This window comes from Glaciimonas sp. CA11.2, assembly GCF_034314045.1.
Classification (GTDB): domain Bacteria; phylum Pseudomonadota; class Gammaproteobacteria; order Burkholderiales; family Burkholderiaceae_D; genus Glaciimonas.
Genome location: NZ_JAVIWL010000001.1, coordinates 3,217,952 through 3,235,343 on the forward strand (window position 1 = coordinate 3,217,952; position 17,392 = coordinate 3,235,343).

Below are 17,392 nucleotides of genomic sequence, written 5' to 3' on the forward strand. Positions count from 1 at the left end.
ACCAAAGGAGAAGATGCGATGAATGCCCCGATTCATGATCAACTGGCGAGCCTCACCGATCGCTATGCAACGCATGAGGTACGCAATCAGGCCGCGCCATTAGAAGGGTTTAACGCTTTTCTAGGCGACGCCGTAGTGTCAGCCGCAATTGCCCGAGACGCGCCGTGGGCGGCTGCACGTTGCACAGAACTTGGCGCCGTCGCCGGTGATGCCGCGGTGCAGGAAGCAGCACGCCTCGCCAATAAATATTCGCCCGAATTACGCACACATGATCGATTCGGCAATCGTATCGACTGGGTTGAGTTCCATCCAGCCTGGCACCAACTGATGACGTTAGCCTGGCATCACGAGGTCCATTCACTCGCATGGACCGTTAAAGAACCTCACGGTCATTTTGCCCGCGCGGTGTTGTCGTTTTTGTGGAATCAGGTCGAGCAAGGGACAGGCTGTCCCACGGGCATGGCGTATGCCGCCTACGCAGGATTGGTGGCAGAACCGGCCTTGAAGCTCTGGGCCGAAAAAGCAACGGGCAATCAATACGATTTCGGTCGCAAAGAAGTGAGCCAGAAATCCAGCGTCGTCTTAGGCTACGCTATGACCGAAAAACAGGGCGGCTCCGATCTGCGAGAGACGCAAACCACCGCCGTCTTTTCGCATACCGAGGCCTATCATGGCGGGCAAGCCAGTTGGTATTCGCTGACTGGACACAAATGGTTTTGCTCCGTCCCGGTGGCAGATGGCTTCTTTACGCTCGCAAAAGTGAGCGGTAGCGTGACCTGCTTTTTTCTCCCGCGTACCTTGCCGGATGGCAGTTTCAACCGATTCTTCATCCAGCGCCTGAAAGACAAGTGTGGAAACCGCTCCAATGCATCGAGCGAAATCGAATATGCGGGATCGCTGGCGATTCTGGTGGGGCAAGAAGGCCACGGCATACGTGAGATTCTGTCCCATGCGCATTTGACCAGACTTGATTTTGCGGTGGGTTCCGCTGGGCTCATGCGTCAATCCCTCAATCTTGCGCTCAACCACACAACGACTCGACGTGGTTTCAAGCTACCGCTTGCCGAACAGCCAATGATGGCTAATGTACTGGCAGACATGGCGATCGAAGTAGAGTCAGCCACCCTGATGGCGTTGCGCGTGGCCCGTGCCACAGATCATCTCGATGACGACGAGCATGAACGTGCATTTGCCCGGATTGCGACACCGATGGCAAAATATTTCAATTGCTCGCGCGCCCCCGCAATTGCGTATGAAGCATTGCAATGTCATGGAGGAAATGGATTTATTGAAGAAAGCCCCATGGCGCGACTATATCGCGAAGCACCTCTCAATAGCGTCTGGGAAGGTACGGGCAATATGATGTGCATGGACGTGCGGCGAGCGATGATCAAGGACCGGACGACCAGAGATGCCTTTGTTGCAGAAATATCCAAGGCAAAAGGTGCGGATCGACGTTTTGACGTGTACATTGATCAAACTGCGCAATTGATGGATGCCGCATGCGAGAACGAGTATCTGGCTCGCCCCGCGACCGAGGCGATGGCAAGGGCTTTACAAGGTGCTGAGTTGATTCATCATTCAACCCAGGATACTTCGGATACCTTTATATCGAGTCGGCTCTCGGGTTTGAGCGGCAGTTGGGGAAGTATGTTTGGGACTATGGGAATGGGGTCCGATATTGCGCAAGCACATCGGATCGTCCGCAGAGCGCGGGTGATACCTATTTAAAGTAGAGCGGTTTTGGTATTCGTTGGTGGCGTCTGTTTTTCGGGCTTTCAACCGCCGGAGGAGCAATCATTTAATCGGGCTGAACATCTGACAACAGAACAGATGGCGGCCGGGCACTTCGATTTGAGCGTAGTGTTGGTTGGTGTTGGCATCAATGGTAAGGGCTGATAAACCAATGCGGGTCAGGCTGGGTTGGAAAACCTATTCATACTTAACCTGCGTTATTCCTGAGCAATTGGTACTAGCGGCTTATCTCACAACGTTGAACTCGAAATGCTTTTTTTGGGAGACAAAAAGCATGAAGACGACAATAAAAAAACTTACACTGGCGGCTGTTCTGCTGGGCGCAAGCATCACATCCGCCTTCGCCCAGATCAGCAATAACGTCGTCAAGATCGGTATACTGACCGATCTTTCTGGCCTGTATTCAGACCTGTCGGGTCAGGGTTCAATCGTTGCTGCCAAAATGGCGATTGCTGACTTTGGTGGCACTGTTCTAGGCAAGCCTATCGAACTCATTAGTGCGGATAGTCAAAACAAGGCCGACGTCGCTGCACTCAAAGCACGCGAATGGATCGATGAGCAAAACGTCGATGTTTTGATGGATTTAGTGCCGACTAATGTGGCGTTAGCCGTCCTGGACGTGGCACAGAAAAAGAACAAAATTGCGATCGTGGTTGGCTCGGCATCAAGCACTATTACCAATGAAAAATGTACGTCGACTGGCATACATTGGATGTATGACACCTATTCCAGCTCAGTTGGGACCGGCAAAGCATTGGTCAAACGCGGTGCCGATAGCTGGTTCTTTTTAACTGCTGATTACGCCTTTGGCAAGTCGCTGGAAAAAGACGTGTCGGACGTTGTGATCGCTGGTGGCGGCAAAGTGCTGGGTTCTGTCAGGCATCCACTCAATTCCCGTGACTTCTCCTCTTTCCTGCTGCAGGCGCAAAGCTCTAAAGCAAAAGTGGTCGGCTTGGCGAATGCCGGTGGCGACACCGTCAACTCAGTCAAACAAGCGACTGAATTTGGTATTGCTGCCAAGGGCCAGATCGTCGCCCCTTTGCTGATGTTTATCAGCGACGTGCATGCGATGGGCCTCAATATCGCGCAGGGCATGTATCTCACGGAAGGCTTCTACTGGGATTACAACAAGGACAGCCGTGCCTGGTCCAAACGCTTCTTCGACGTTCAAAAACGCATGCCAACCATGGCGCAAGCCGGTATGTACTCAGCGGTCATGCATTACTTAAAATCAGTGAAAGCCGCAGGCACGGATGAAACCACCGCCGTACTGAAAAAAATGCATGAGTTGCCCATCGCTGACGTGGTGATACCAAAGGGAACGTTGCGAGAAGATGGTCGCGTGGTGCACGACATGTTACTGCTGCAAGTCAAAAAACCTGCCGAGTCGAAGACGCCTTGGGACTATTACAACGTGGTGGGAGTTGTTCCGGGTAACGAGGCATTCCGCCCTTTGTCACAATCGAGCTGCCCGCTGCTGAAAAAATGATATCGGTGTTATCGCCGAGATGATGGAGAAACCGTTCGCATCGGCAACCAACTGTACATCAGTTGATTGCCGATGCTTGCAATGGATCGGGGACTTCTAAATGGAAGTGCCCAACCGTCAAGCGTTACTTAAATGCGTTCAATGATCGCCGCAATACCTTGACCGCCACCGATACACATTGTGATCAAACCATAGCGTTTGTTCGTGCGGATCAATTCATACAAACATTTGATCGTGATGATTGCACCGCTTGCGCCCAGCGGATGACCAAGTGCAATGGCGCCGCCATTGACGTTGGTAATTGCCGGGTCCAGACCGAGACCTTTGCAGACGCCTAAAGATTGCGCAGCAAAAGCTTCGTTCGACTCAATGACATGCATGTCGTTCAAGTTAAGACCGGCACGTTTCAACGCTAATTGAACGGCTGGGATCGGGCCGGTTCCCATGATCGATGGATCAACACCGGCTACGGCGTAAGACACCAAACGGGCGAGTGGTGTCAGGCCAGCACGCTCAGCCGCACCCGCTTCCATGAGCACACAAGCAGCTGCGCCATCGTTAATGCCGGACGAATTACCGGCTGTGACAGTACCACCGTCTTTTTTGAACGCTGGCTTCAGTTTAGCCAATGATTCGATCGTGGTGTCGGCTTTTGGATATTCATCCGTGTCAAACAGAACAACACCCTTGCGTGTTTTCAGCTCAACCGGCACGATTTGCGAAGCAAAGTGACCGGCTGCAATCGCCGCCGTCGCACGCTTTTGGCTTTCAACAGCGAACGCATCTTGCTCTTCACGCGAGATGCTATATTTCTCTGCCACGTTTTCAGCAGTGATACCCATGTGACCGCCGCCAAAAGGATCGGATAAAGCACCAACCATCATATCGACCATTTTGATGTCACCCATACGTGCGCCAAAACGCGCCGCTTGGGTTGAATACATCGCCCGGCTCATATTTTCAACGCCACCACCAACAGCGATATCGGTCTCATTGAGTTGAATCGCGTTTGCCGCCGAAACAATCGCCTGAAGTCCAGAGCCGCATAGACGGTTAAGTGTCAACGCAGTAGATTCCTTGCTCATTCCGGCGTTGATACCCACCACGCGCGATACGTACATGTCACGGGTTTCAGTATGGATCACGTGACCGAACACGATTTGACCTGCTTGGGCTGGATCAACTTTGGCGCGGGCAAAAGCTTCCTTGACGGCAATGGCGCCTAGTTCACTTGGTGCAAGATCCTTCAACGAACCGCCGTAAGTACCGATTGCTGTACGCGCTGCGCCGACGATTACTACTTCTCTTGTGTTAGCCATAATGATTAGTCTCCGGAATGAAGTGTTAATGAAGTCAAACCGCGCCGGTAAAGAACGCTGGTTGATAGTTATCTGTCTACGCTTTTTGCTTTTGGTATGCACCTGATTTTACATCAAGTGCAGTGAGGTTATGTCAATGCGGGGTGCTAATAAGTCATGTTTTTGTTCTTGGTTTGATCACGGTAATGGCAAAAATGAGACCTCAAGCAACCTCTTAAATGATCGTTTGCCACGCTGATAGCAACGACTTAAACATGAGTATACCGGAGAGTAGCACTTTTTTGCATGCCCGGTATTGTTACCGGTGCTCTCAATCTTTCAGGAAGTGGCGCTTTAAAGCATGGCAAATCTCCAACGCAAGTTCCTCTTGTACGGCAATCAAGAGCGGTCCACAACGATCAAACTGCTCAGACCAAGCAATGCAACCCGGAGTATCTATTAGTCTTAACGCGGCACGTATAAAACCGTCTTGAAATCGAATACTTCCTTCCAGCCGATAGTGAATTTTCGGCGACATCGGCGCAGTGGTGTCGAGAAACGTATGCGACATGATTCTTGTGCCAAATATTTTAAATAATTGGAACGTCAGTTCCTCGGTAAATCCAGAGGTGAAAGCAGCACCTTGGGTACTGTCGGAAAGGTGCAGCATTGGTACCACGGTCAGCAAGGAGTCTGACTGAAAAATAGCGTCTGGGATTGAATGTTTGTGGATCAATGGCATATAACTACCAAGCGGGATAACGAACATCAGATCCGTGTGCACTCCCTCGGCCGCGTAATGCGCTTTCAGTTTTTCTCGTAACCGACCGATTTGAACGCGCACGATGGGATCATGATCAGTGCGATAGGTAGCCGGATCACGATCAAATACGCCAATCCCGATAGCATATTCACTGGTTTCCCGGACTTCACCGGATAAGGATTTTTCCACCAAAAAGCCTAGCAGGCGACTCGTTCTCTTCGCTTTGAAGAATGCTTTACTGGCTAATACAAGGTTGAGAGCTGACTGTACGTCGCTTGGTAAAAATACGTTATTTCTCTGAAGGCTCAGTTCGGCATCAGGCGGTAAAAGTGCGGCATTCAAATGTTCGAGAGAAAAGATGGGATCAGTTTTCATGTGAACCCGGTGAGCTTCTTTACTGATGTTGCTTGAGATGAGCGCAGTCTCCATATTTTTTTGGCGTTCAGAGGTTTAATTTCGCTACTGCGACTTGGGTCGAGCGGTTTAGTTTTTGTGCGGGAGAGTAATGATTAAAGATTGAATTATTGGTATTCGTGAAGATCCACCTGATTCCGTGCTGCTGTATCTATTCGACGCGGCAACTCTGTTATGAAAGCTTATCGTGCCAACAAAAGGGTGTCAGCAATACTATCAATTACTATATTTTCTGACATTTTGTTTGCAGACGGAATTATTATTGTGTTGCGTTGAATTTGGTATACGGTCGGTTCGAAGGGTTTGTTGCCTTTCGGAAGGCCGCAACAGACGGCTTGGTTTAGTCGCTCCAACAAAACCAAAAAGAACGTACTATCTCGCTACAAAAACCAAATAACCAACAAGGGACAAAATGAAGGCAATCACCAAGTCAACCATGATCGCGATTACGATGGCAATCTCATGCAACATGACCGCACAAGCGGCTAGCCGACTTCCGACAATTTCACCGGAGAAATACACCGACGAGCAAAAGCAAGCCGCGGACGCATTTCTTGCTTCCCGCAAGGTCCCGGTTTTTGGCCCCTTTGAGCCGTTGATGTATAGCCCGCAAGTCATGAGTCAGGCGCGGGCGATGGGGGATTATTTGCGGTATAACTCGGCCCTTGGCAACACACTGAGCGAATTCGTCATTTTGATCACTGCACGGGAGTGGGGCCAGGATTATGAATGGTATGTACATCATCCGATTGCGTTAAAAGCCGGTATCAAACCAGAAGTCGCTGATGCCATCGCTGATGGGCGCCGTCCAACCGGCATGACCGACGACGAGGAAATCGTCTACAATTTTTCGACCGAGCTGCACAAAAACAAACGTGTATCAGATACCACCTACAATCGGGCCGAAAAACGATTTGGCAGCAAAGGGATAGTCGACCTTACCGGTATCAATGCCTATTACACTTTATTGGCGATGCAACTCAATGTGGCGCAATATCAAATGCCCGCAAATGGAAAAAGACTGAGCCGCTTTCCAGAGTAATTTCTGTGCTTGACGTCATCCTCGATTCACTGCCATCGTTTTGTAAATGAACCGGTGATTGCAATGCATTACACTCTGTGTCAAGCCGCAGTCAAGCCAGTGTTAAGCTGGTGTAACAAGGTATCTAACGGTGCCGCAGAGTATTTAGCGTCAGGTCGCTTACTACATGGCGTTAACTTGGTTTTCACGTTCCTCGGCGGCAGTTCCATTTCGCTACGCCATTAGCGCATCAATCAGGAGGTTCAGTTGACAGAAAAATTCATGCAAGCAGCTGCGTATTCTGGTCAACGTGACCGCTCATTCTGGCCGATCGTGACCGCTGCGCCTGCGATGTTGTTACGCGGTTAAATTGTAATGTCTGCGGTCACGATGGGTCGATAGTTTTCTCCTTTTTGCTGGTTTTAGGTCGTTCTGCGCCACGCAGTGAATCGCCGGTCAGTGTCAGCCGATGATTGCGCTGCAGAATGCGGTCCAGGATGGCGTCGGCAATAGTGGCGTCGCCAATCCAGGCATGCCAATGGTCAACAGGAAGTTGACTGGTAATAATCGTCGCTCTGTTTGCCGCCCGGTCGTCAATCATCTCCAGCAAGTCGGAACGGGTCGTGCTGTCGATCGCGCCCATGCCCCAGTCATCAAGTACCAAGACATCGATCTTGGCGAGTTGGAGCAGCCATTTCCCAAAGCTGCCGCTGCCGTGCCGGATGCGTAGTTCTTCCTGTAGACGGGGTACGCGTTGATAAACAGCAGAGTATCCGCGCCGACAGGCGTACTGTGCCAGTGCGCAGGCCAGCCACGATTTGCCAGCACCGGTCGGTCCGGTAATGAGAATGCTGTGGCCAGCACTGACCCAATCTCCCAGCGCCAGACTCATCACTTCACGGCGGTCGATGCCACGCCCCGAGCGGGCATCAATGTCTTCAATCGCCGCTTGTGCGTATTTCAGGTGGGCGTTCTTAAGCAGGCGCAGGAGCTTGCGGTCATTGCGGCAATGGACTTCGCGATCAACCAAGAGTGCCAGACGTTCCTCGAAACTCATCGCCGCCATACTGGCCTGCGTCAATTGTTCCTCCAGTCCGGTCGCTAAGCCATCGAGTTTTAAGGTCCGCAATTGGGCCAGAGTGGTATGCATCATCATCGTTGACATCCTCATTGATAGTAATCAGGGCCACGCACATGGGCATGGTCAGGACTGACCCAATCGCCAACTGGGGCACACGGTGTGCGATCACGGTTATTTTTGAGAATGTCACGGACGTGGCGGTATTGGCAGGCACCGAGCTGTAAGGCCAGCATGCATCCTGCTTCAAGACGTGGCTTGCCGTAGCGCTTGGCCAATGACAGCAGACCAAGACAGGCACGGTAGCCGTGCTCGGGATGTCTGTTCTCGGCCATCAGACGCGTCACCGCCTCCGCTGTCGCCGTACCGATGGTCTGTCCCCAGTGAATCAGTCGCTGTGGCGTCCATTCCAATTGCGCACGATGCGCCACCGGCATATGCAGGGTGTCGGTGGTGAACCCGCCTTCGCCACTGTTGCGCGGATGACTGGCGACACGTTGACCGCGATGCAGGATTTCCACTGTCGTCGCTGTCATCCGGGCTTCCAGCACCTGACCGACCAGGGCTTGCGGCACACTGTAGTGATGGCGGCCGATCTCAACGTGGTAATCGTTATGCACCCTGACAGTCTTGAAATGCGCCATCTCATAACATTGCAATGGCAAAGGCCGTAGCGCCGGGACATCGAGTTGGGCAAACGCACTGGCGCGACTACCGGGTAGCTTCTGAAACGGCTTATCGTTAAGTACGCTCAGCAGCGGTGCGATGGCGACATCGACCTCGTGGACGCTGCTAAATTGCTGATGTCGCAGACGCGCCATGATCCAGCGCTCGACGATCTGCACTGCTGATTCGGCCTTCGCTTTATCCTGAGGATGACGCGGACGGGCTGGCAAGATGGAGGTGCCGTAGTGGCGCGCAAAATCGCGTACGGTGTCGTTACTGCGTGGTTCGTAGCGATTGGCGTCGGCGATCATAGCCTTCGGATTATCGGGAACAATCAACTGCGGTACCCCGCCGAAGAAGCGCAGCGCACGCGCTGTCGAAGTGAGCCAGTCGGCCATCGTCTCACGCGGCGTAGCACAGGCATAGGTGTAGCTCGATGCGCCCAGAGCAGCGACGAAGATGTGGGCACGGCTACCATCAGTGAGACCGATAGTCGGACCAGCATAATCAATGAACAGTTTCTCGCCAGCCCGGTGAATCTGGCGCATAGAGCGTTTGAGCTGTTTGGCAAACTGCCGGTAATTCACGCAGAACTGTGAGTAGGCATAGGTCTGGTGCTGGGCATAATCGGCACGATACTCTTCCCATAGCAACATCAGCGTCATCCCCTTGCGCCGCAGTTCGTGATGCAGCCTGGCGTAATCTGGCTGGACATGGTCTCGGGTCCGTTCTGGCGTGACCAAAAGCCGGTGCGCCAACTCGGTGTCGTCTACATCTTGCACCGCCGACCAGTCCAAACCGGCAACGGCGGCCAGGCCGACATACTTGGTGACGACTCCTTTTGAAATCCCCAGTGCTGCGGCAATCTGCTGGTGCGATAGTTTGGCATCCAGTTTTAAACGTAATACGTCTTTTATCTTACGCATAGTGATCCTTTGTACGGGCACGTTGTCTCCAGACAAACTGGAAGCGTACCCGTTCGGTTGCTCTATGCGTAACATCATCACGGTGCTGTACGACACCATTCCGGTATCGTGACCGATGATTCTGCTATCGTGACCGCCGATTCTGGTCGGGCTTGAAATCGGTCACGATAGACCGGAATGAGCGGTCACGATGCGCCAGAATGGTCGGTCACGATAGACCAGAATCGGTGGTCACGATCGGCCAGAATACCCACAGCCATCGAAGAAGCGAAAAAAGGACTCGCTGAAGGTGGTATTCCTATTGGTTCGGTGCTGGTGATTGACGATAAAATCGTGGGAAGAGGGCACAATCGGCGCGTGCAAAACGGCAGCGCTATTTTGCATGCTGAAATGGATTGCCTCGAAAACGCGGGTCGACTTAAAGCCAGCGATTATCAACGGGCGGTCATGTATTCCACGCTATCTTGTTGCGACATGTGCAGCGGCGCGGCGCTGCTATACAAAATTCCAAAAATTGTCATTGGAGAGAACCAGACTTTCCAGGGACCGGAAGCCTACATGCGGTCGCGTGGCGTGACCTTGGAAATAGTAGATAACGACGAATGCGTCACCCTCATGCGGGATTTTATCCAAGCCCAACCAGCGCTTTGGGATGAGGACATTGGGGAAGATTAAATTCTACGCTCATCAAATGATGCCCTGATTCATGACACCTTCGGTGTCTCAACCGCGCTGAAATATATTGAATTGAAGAGAGAGAGCAAACACCAAAACGTCATCAGTATCGCCCCAACTATCGTATTCGTTGCAGCCAGATCGTTTTAGGAAGTTTGTCCCATTAAAACCAAGCTAAGCCAATTGACTTAGCTTGGTTGTCATCGACGCACTCGCAGTTTCTACACTTAAGTTGAAATAAATGAAAAGCCGCGATAGTGCTGTCATCACATTGGAATATTTTCTGGCGTATATTTTTCGGGTGATTTTGAAGGATCTGCTTTTACTGCTCTTCCCGCCTTTCTCTGATCAATATAAGTATCTTTTAAAAGTCCTTGCTCGGTATTGAATAATCTTGACTGCCTACGCTCAGCAGGCATTTCCTTATAGGGAGAGCTGATCCAGGGTTGGTGCGCATCTCCCAAAACGTCAGGGTTGGCATCGTGTGGAGGCGCCCCGAACAGCGCAGCATTCCCTCCGGGAAGCTCGGCAAGATACTTTTGCATTGCGAATAAGGCGCGATCAGACAATCCACTTTCAATACCAGTCGGATAGCTACCGCCTACATCGGCATGCGCCCCTGGCGACAACCATTGGGTAAGATTTGTTCGCACATCCCATAACGTCGGAGTAAAGTCGGTCCGTTGTTCGTCCAGTGATATTGCATGGAACCCATATTCAACGCGCTCATTCAGAGCGAGGTCCGCAAAGCGAAAAACATCTAACCGCTGATCTTCGTTCTCGTATTGTGGAATACCTAATGCCCCTACCGTGTCCCATACGCCAATGGCTTGAATCTCAACATCCTCAATTAGCATGCTTGCTTGAGGCGGTGATGAAAAAAAACCAGGTAAATCGTATATTGTCTTTTCAAGCCGATGAATAAATTCGACTTTATTAATGCGATCGTCATCCTTTTGTTTTTGGTTCCACAAGGCACAACCGAGCTTATACGCCTGCTCTTTATCATCGAGATTAATTTTACGTGCATCGAGCAATCCCTGGCTGAGAATCAGTCCTGCCAAAGCACGTGCGGTGTACGCGCCGCGACTGAACCCCACCAGAAAAATTCGGTCACCAGGAACATAGTTGCGAGAGATGAACGTATAACCACGTACGATTCGAGTGACCAGCCCGGCCCCAAACACACCACCTAATAACTTCACCAGCGCATTCGCATCATCCCCGACACCATCAAGGTATTTCGAGATTTGGAGCAGGTTACCGTCGGAATCGAACAGTGAGCGCTCGGCTTCACCGGCATAACTTGTTGACGCGATTGAATCTCGACCAGAAAGCCAGTGGTACAGCTTGAGAACATTGCTAGGCAGCGTGGGAACAGGATCGCCATCAACATCTTTGCCGGGACCATTCCATGTGCCATCTGTGCATAAAATAATATTCTTAGCCATATTGTTTACTTTCCTTTGTGTTTATTGCATGAGCCGGACATGCCAAATCTGCCGATCAGTGAAGCGGAAACGTCATACCTAAAACTTTTAAATGTGCCATTAAGAGGAGAAGAAAAAACTAATGATTTTAATTAAAAAACGGTCGTAACTAATGTCTCTGCAAACGGATCTAAGCCGTCATTTTTTAAAAGGAAAATTTCTTAACATGCGTGTTTCTCCTTCTATTTCGAAGGTTGGTGCAAAAGTTAATCTATAGATATTCGTGTTTACAGGTAAGTATCATTACGTAACATTGGGGTTACATAAAAAATCTATGGTTGATCGCCTTTAGGGCCAATTTAACCGGAGAAATAAGAAGGGTGAGTCTTAAAGGCCAGTGGTGTGGACCGCGAGGCTGGCAAAATTTCCGAAATAAAACGAGCGTATGTTATTCGTTTTATAAAAAATAAAATGAAAAATTTTAAATATTGAATGTGAGAAATATTTCGTTGTTTTTGGATGAGATGTTGCTTATAATAAAATCGTCGAAAACAGGGTGTCATTGCAGCCAGTGTTTTACGACTTATGAAAGTTAAAAAAATCTACCCATCAGATAATTTTTGGAGTGCGTTACATCTTTCGCAAGATATATTTGAGCCGAGAGTCGACGTTCCATCATTTAGGGGTGTTCTGTGAACGCATACGTATTACCGCAAGCCAAATCGCTTTGGGTAACCTCGTTATCAGCGCATATCGGTGCCAAGATTGACGGCATCAATATAAGGGGATCGTTGCCGGGACTGCAAGTCGCCGAGATGTGCGCGGCGTTGCTTCGTTGGGCGATGATATTTTTCCGCGCACAATTTCTGACCTTTACGCAGCATGTCGCATGTAGCTCGCAGTGTGGCGATTTGACGGCAGCACGTCCCGTCTTCTGGCATGTCGACGCCCATCAACATATCTCTTCTCGTCCCAACTCTCGCAGAGCAACCTGCTTTCAGCCCAAGCCCTGAAAGTTACCTCTTCACGACCTGAAAACGTTATTCGATACTCGACAAGACGTGGTCAATATTTTTTTAAACAGGGGCAAATATTCGCAGCGACGCCTATAAACAGTGTCGTCCCTCCACTTAAATAAAGGAATGCCAAGGAATAATCCGAAGTGTTTAAAAACTTAGTCGATTGCAGATGCTGCTGACCATACGCAGCGAATTATTCGCCAGCGTAAAGATCTGTCTGCTTTCGGCGTTGAGCGGTTGTTGGTACCCATTATAAGCGTGTGAGATTTGGTAATTAGCCAGTTAACATAGTATTGCAAATCGAGGACCACTTACCATGAGCATAGTCAATCTAGATCTCCTTCCTGTAACCGCTCGTATTGGTGCCGAAGTACGTGGTATTAACCTATCGGGCGTCATTCATGGCGATACATTTGAGTCACTTCGGCAAGCGCTGTTTAAACACAAAGTATTATTTTTTCGCAACCAATATCATATAGATGACCAAGCGCAAGAAGGCTTTGCACGCCGCTGGGGCGAGCTGGCCCCGCCTACAGCCGCCCCGTTGCGCGACGACGCTGACTTTTTGATGGAACTGGATTCCAACTATAATGGCGGCGCGAATGCATGGCATAGCGACGTGACCTTTGACGTGGCCTATCCGCAAGCCTCTGTCTTGCGTGTGGTTGCGATCCCAGCGGTAGGGGGCGACACCGTATGGGCCAACACCGCTACGGCCTATACCGATTTACCCGAGGGCTTGCGCAAGCTTGCAGATACATTATGGGCATTACACACCAATGATTATGGCCATGCCGCTACCCGACTTGATCCAACGGATGAAAGCTTGCGTCATTATCGGGATGTATTTACTTCAATCATCTATGAAACCGAACATCCCATCGTGCGCGTGCATCCCGAAACCGGAGAGCGGACATTGGTGTTGGGTCAGTTTGTGAAAAAACTGCTGGATTTCACTGCGGGCGATTCGGAACGTCTCTTGTCCATACTTCAAAGCCATGTGACTCGTCTCGAAAATACTATGCGCTGGCGCTGGGCTGTCGGTGATGTGGCGATATGGGACAACCGCGCAACGCAGCACTACACCATCAACGATTACGGTGATCAGCATCCTATCGTCCGGCGTTTGTCCATCGCAGGTGACGTGCCCATCAGTGTCGATGGACGACGTAGCTTAGCACGCGTAGTGGCAGCACGCAGTGGTCCCGAGCTAGCTACTGCCGCCAACCTCGTCGCGGTCAAAAACCAATACGAGGATACGCACATAGTCTTGCCGCGTCTTTGAGTTAGAGGAAAGGCGTCCCCAGCAAGAATGCATATTCTTGCTGGGGATCAGTCACCGTTATGGGATGTTATTCAGGCTTTAAGTGGGCGCGGATATTGAGTCTGTCAATCCGACTGGCTGCAAGTTCAGCCAGCAAATGAGAGGACGATGCAAGCTGACATTACAACGTGTCTACTTGCACTGAATCACTAGAACCTATGATGGAGAAAGGATATCCATGGAGCCTGTCATCAGCGTCAAATAGTCGGTCTGTAGAGAAGTATTAGTGATGATGTGATGGAAAGACAACCCGCCCGGATGGGTTGGAGATCACGGTTCATTAACACTCCCCTCACGGGTTCCATGCACGAGCAGGCGGAGTAGGTTACGAGGCGGCGGGAATTTACCACTCGGATTTCATCTAAGTACTAACGCTAACGGAGAACACCTATGCGTTTTTTTCTCACCTCGACGCACACTCGCAGCGTCCGCATAAGCATCATCGCCGCTGCAGCGTGCCTTATATTTGGTACTTCCAGCGGCGTCGCGCTAGCCGATACGCTAGCGTTCAGGCCAGTTCCCAGCGCTGAAATTTCGGCGCTATCTTCCGCGCCACCATCCGAGCTATATCCGGCGCTTTTTGCTACGGTGCAGATGGCACATGTTTTCACCGACGGCAAAACCTTTGCTGACGCGATACCGAAAGACCCACCGTCCATCATTGCGGCGCTTTACCAGAGAGAAAAAAATCGCCTGGGATTCAAGCTGGCCGACTTTGTGCAACAGCACTTTGATTTGCCACAAGACAGCACGGATGTGTATGTCAGCGATCGAACTCAATCGTTACAACAACACATCGCTGGCCTTTGGCCGCACCTGACTCAGCAGCCTGCCCAAGTGCGCCGCGGTTCTTCACTGCTACCGTTGCCGCAACCGTATGTGGTGCCAGGTGGCCGCTTCCGCGAGGTTTACTATTGGGATTCTTATTTCACCATGTTGGGCCTTCTGCAAAATGGCAAGCCGCAGCTAATCAGTGCCATGGTCGATAATTTTGCCAGCCTGATTGATCGCTACGGCCACATCCCGAACGGCAACCGTAGTTATTACCTAAGCCGTTCGCAGCCGCCTTTCTATTACAAGATGGTGGGTTTGTTATCTACTGAGGATGAGGCCAGCGCTTATGCGCGCTATTTGCCGCAATTGCGAAGGGAGTATGCTTTCTGGATGGATGGTGCAAGTGGCCTCAAGCCCGGCACTGCGTACCGACGCGTTGTGGCGCTGCCTGATGGCGGTTTGCTGAACCGTTACTATGATGACCGCGACGTGCCGCGCGACGAGTCGTATGCAGAAGACGTCAAGGCGGCGCAGCAGAGCAAGCGCCCGGCAGCGGAGGTTTATCGCGATCTGCGTGCCGGTGCGGAAAGTGGCTGGGATTACAGCAGTCGCTGGTTCGCTGACGGAAAGTCACTGACTACTATTGAAACCACCGCCATTCTGCCGGTTGATCTCAACAGTTTGATGTTTGGCTTAGAAAATGCGATCCACCTCGGTTGCGAGCGCGTGCACGATGTGGCGTGTAGTAAGGATTTCAAGCAGCGCGCCGACCGCCGCCGTGCAGCGGTGCAAAAGTATTTTTGGGACGACACCGCTGGAAATTATGTTGATTATCAATGGATCAGGCGGCGATCAACCGCCCGTCCCAGTGCTGCCACGTTATACCCGCTATTCGTCGGCATCGCCGAACCCGCGCAGGCTGTCCGGGTGGCACAGTGGGTTGGCAAGTCGTTGTTGCGGCCCTCGGGTATCGTCACCACGACGGTCGACAGCGGGCAGCAATGGGATGCGCCTAATGGCTGGGCGCCGCTGCAATGGATAGCGGTCGACGGCCTCAATCGTTATGGTCAGCATGCCCTGGCACGCGATATCGCCACGCGCTGGATGGGGAAAGTGCAGCAAGGCTACGCTGCTAGCGGCAAGCTGGTGGAAAAATATAATGTCATTGGCACCAGTGCCTACGCTGGCGGCGGTGAGTATGCTTTGCAGGATGGCTTCGGCTGGACCAACGGCGTTGCGATGCAGCTGATGACGTTGTATCCAGAGCTGAAGCAGCCTTGAAGGGGTGTTTTTTCGATTTATATTAGCTTGTGTAGTTTCTTGCAATATCAAAACATGCGCTGGAGACGTTTGATAAAACACCGGATGTGGCATTTCTCAAGAGAAATTTTATAGCGTTGAGTGGAAATACTTATTAACAAGTGGCAAATCAAGCTTGAGGTCCACGCGTGAGAAAGGCCCAGGGTTGGTCGTAATACGTTCTATGCGCTTAACGTCAAATAACAATATAATCCTGCAAAGTATTTCAATGATAGGAGCATTCTGTGATTAACGCGATCGTAAAAAGCACGCAGGAAACGCTGAATCATGATTTTATATTAGCGACCGAAGAAACCGATTTTGCCAAAGCGCAGACGTTGCTTGATCTAGGCGTAAATGTGAATTGTTTCAACGGCGCCGCGCTTGCGATAGCGGTTGGTAATGGCGAAACAGCGTTCGTCGATTTCCTGATCGCCAACGGTGCAAACGTGCATCTCAAAGAGCCATTTGGATTATCGTTAATTCATCTGGATGCGGCACGCGGCGGTTATTGTACCGAAGCACTCATCAACGCGGGTGCGAACGTGAGCGAAAAAATCGGGGCAGGCAATTCACTCCTACACAATGCTGTTCTCATCGGCGACGCGGAGCGGGTTGAGATGCTGATCAAAGCCGGCGCAGAAGTATCTGCGACAACTCGTCGTGGTGAAACACCATTGATGTTGAACCTGTTAAAGATTTCTGAAGAATTAATGGAAGATGCTTCTCGCCGACTGGAATTTGGTCCGCACTGGTTGCGTGCGCGCTACGCCATTCTTGATCGCTTGGTCCACTCCGATGATGCTGATCTGAATATCCCGGATTCCGGTGGAAAGACTGCGCTGCACTATGCTGCAAGTATCAATGATGACGTTACGTTACGCATGATGTTTTCTACTCTGCCTACTTTGGATACGAGAGACTTACAAGGAAAAACGCCTCTCCACATCGCTTTTGCTTGTGGGAACATATTATTTATTCAGCGAGCAACAGATGGCGGTGCAGATCCCGAACTGTTGAAAAGTTTAGCAAAAGTATAAAATAGTATGGTCAAGGAAAATGTGAAGAACTGATCCGCTTATTTGCAATGATGAAAAATAAAAAACGGTATTTTTACGATTATTGATATTGAATTTCTCCCGAATTTTTGTCGCCTTTGCACAATCTAATATGTATGGCGCTCTCTCAAAAAAAACCGCAAGCTGGTCATTCATATCTGCAATGCGGATGCGCAGCCCAGCCTTTGCGGCAGTTGGAATGTAGCGCATCTGTCGCTTGTTCTTAACTTGATCTCCGATCACAAAGTTAGCCGCTGACATAGTCAAACGCCACCAAACGCCATCAAGCGTGGTCAAACGTATCAATAACGGAAATCGGCCCGTTATACCGTACCTTAATTGCACAACAACGCTACATCCACGTATATTGTCGAACGGATCGCTGAATCTTAGCGTGGAACAG

At 50.8% G+C, this 17,392-nt stretch carries 14 protein-coding genes; 8 read left to right on the forward strand and 6 right to left on the reverse strand.

Going from position 1 to position 17,392, the window contains the following annotated elements:
• Positions 1-18: 18 nt before the first annotated feature.
• Together RGU75_RS14010 and RGU75_RS14015 are read left to right on the forward strand one after the other, a co-directional pair.
• A complete protein-coding gene (locus tag RGU75_RS14010; protein WP_322236903.1) occupies positions 19-1,731 on the forward strand; it encodes an acyl-CoA dehydrogenase family protein in 1,713 nt (570 codons plus the stop codon).
• A gap of 298 nt (positions 1,732-2,029) precedes the next feature.
• Positions 2,030-3,244, forward strand: coding sequence for an ABC transporter substrate-binding protein (locus RGU75_RS14015; RefSeq protein ID WP_322236905.1), 1,215 nt, complete (start codon positions 2,030-2,032; stop codon positions 3,242-3,244).
• Positions 3,245-3,372: 128 nt separating this feature from the next.
• Here the strand turns inward: RGU75_RS14015 and RGU75_RS14020 are convergent, their stop codons facing one another.
• Entirely contained in the window at positions 3,373-4,563 is a 1,191-nt protein-coding gene (locus RGU75_RS14020; RefSeq protein ID WP_322236907.1) for an acetyl-CoA C-acyltransferase family protein, read from the reverse strand.
• A 310-nt stretch (positions 4,564-4,873) separates the two neighbouring features.
• Entirely contained in the window at positions 4,874-5,680 is an 807-nt protein-coding gene (locus RGU75_RS14025; RefSeq protein ID WP_322236909.1) for a hypothetical protein, read from the reverse strand.
• 451 nt (positions 5,681-6,131) lie between these two features.
• On the opposite strand from RGU75_RS14025, the gene RGU75_RS14030 reads away from it, so the two are divergent.
• Complete coding sequence (locus tag RGU75_RS14030; RefSeq protein ID WP_322236911.1) at positions 6,132-6,761, forward strand: carboxymuconolactone decarboxylase family protein; 630 nt, start codon at positions 6,132-6,134, stop codon at positions 6,759-6,761.
• A 364-nt stretch (positions 6,762-7,125) separates the two neighbouring features.
• Here RGU75_RS14030 and istB read toward each other — a convergent pair whose 3' ends face one another.
• Together istB and istA are read right to left on the reverse strand one after the other, a co-directional pair.
• Positions 7,126-7,896, reverse strand: a complete 771-nt coding sequence (gene istB, locus RGU75_RS14035; protein WP_322232626.1) for an IS21-like element helper ATPase IstB — start codon at positions 7,894-7,896, stop codon at positions 7,126-7,128.
• A gap of 11 nt (positions 7,897-7,907) precedes the next feature.
• Positions 7,908-9,431, reverse strand: a complete 1,524-nt coding sequence (gene istA, locus RGU75_RS14040; RefSeq protein WP_322240175.1) for an IS21 family transposase — start codon at positions 9,429-9,431, stop codon at positions 7,908-7,910.
• Positions 9,432-9,587: 156 nt separating this feature from the next.
• On the opposite strand from istA, the gene RGU75_RS14045 reads away from it, so the two are divergent.
• On the forward strand, positions 9,588-10,085 hold the full coding sequence (locus tag RGU75_RS14045) for a nucleoside deaminase (RefSeq protein ID WP_322236913.1): 498 nt from the start codon (positions 9,588-9,590) through the stop codon (positions 10,083-10,085).
• A 266-nt stretch (positions 10,086-10,351) separates the two neighbouring features.
• Here RGU75_RS14045 and RGU75_RS14050 read toward each other — a convergent pair whose 3' ends face one another.
• Positions 10,352-11,536 carry a DUF2235 domain-containing protein gene (locus RGU75_RS14050; RefSeq protein ID WP_322236916.1) on the reverse strand — a complete coding sequence of 395 codons (1,185 nt, stop codon included), beginning with the start codon at positions 11,534-11,536 and terminating at the stop codon, positions 10,352-10,354.
• Positions 11,537-12,207: 671 nt separating this feature from the next.
• Here RGU75_RS14050 and RGU75_RS14055 point away from each other — a divergent pair.
• From RGU75_RS14055 to RGU75_RS14070, 4 genes are all read left to right on the forward strand, one after another.
• On the forward strand, positions 12,208-12,528 hold the full coding sequence (locus RGU75_RS14055; protein ID WP_322236918.1) for a hypothetical protein: 321 nt from the start codon (positions 12,208-12,210) through the stop codon (positions 12,526-12,528).
• A gap of 322 nt (positions 12,529-12,850) precedes the next feature.
• Positions 12,851-13,819, forward strand: coding sequence for a TauD/TfdA family dioxygenase (locus RGU75_RS14060; RefSeq protein WP_322236919.1), 969 nt, complete (start codon positions 12,851-12,853; stop codon positions 13,817-13,819).
• A 429-nt stretch (positions 13,820-14,248) separates the two neighbouring features.
• Positions 14,249-15,913 carry an alpha,alpha-trehalase TreF gene (gene treF / locus RGU75_RS14065; protein ID WP_322236921.1) on the forward strand — a complete coding sequence of 555 codons (1,665 nt, stop codon included), beginning with the start codon at positions 14,249-14,251 and terminating at the stop codon, positions 15,911-15,913.
• Positions 15,914-16,176: 263 nt separating this feature from the next.
• Positions 16,177-16,971, forward strand: a complete 795-nt coding sequence (locus tag RGU75_RS14070) for an ankyrin repeat domain-containing protein (RefSeq protein WP_322236924.1) — start codon at positions 16,177-16,179, stop codon at positions 16,969-16,971.
• Here the strand turns inward: RGU75_RS14070 and RGU75_RS14075 are convergent.
• Positions 16,957-17,286 carry a hypothetical protein gene (locus RGU75_RS14075; protein WP_322236926.1) on the reverse strand — a complete coding sequence of 110 codons (330 nt, stop codon included), beginning with the start codon at positions 17,284-17,286 and terminating at the stop codon, positions 16,957-16,959. The two genes, RGU75_RS14070 and RGU75_RS14075, sit on opposite strands and share 15 nt — an antisense overlap.
• Between the last annotated feature and the right edge of the window lie 106 nt (positions 17,287-17,392).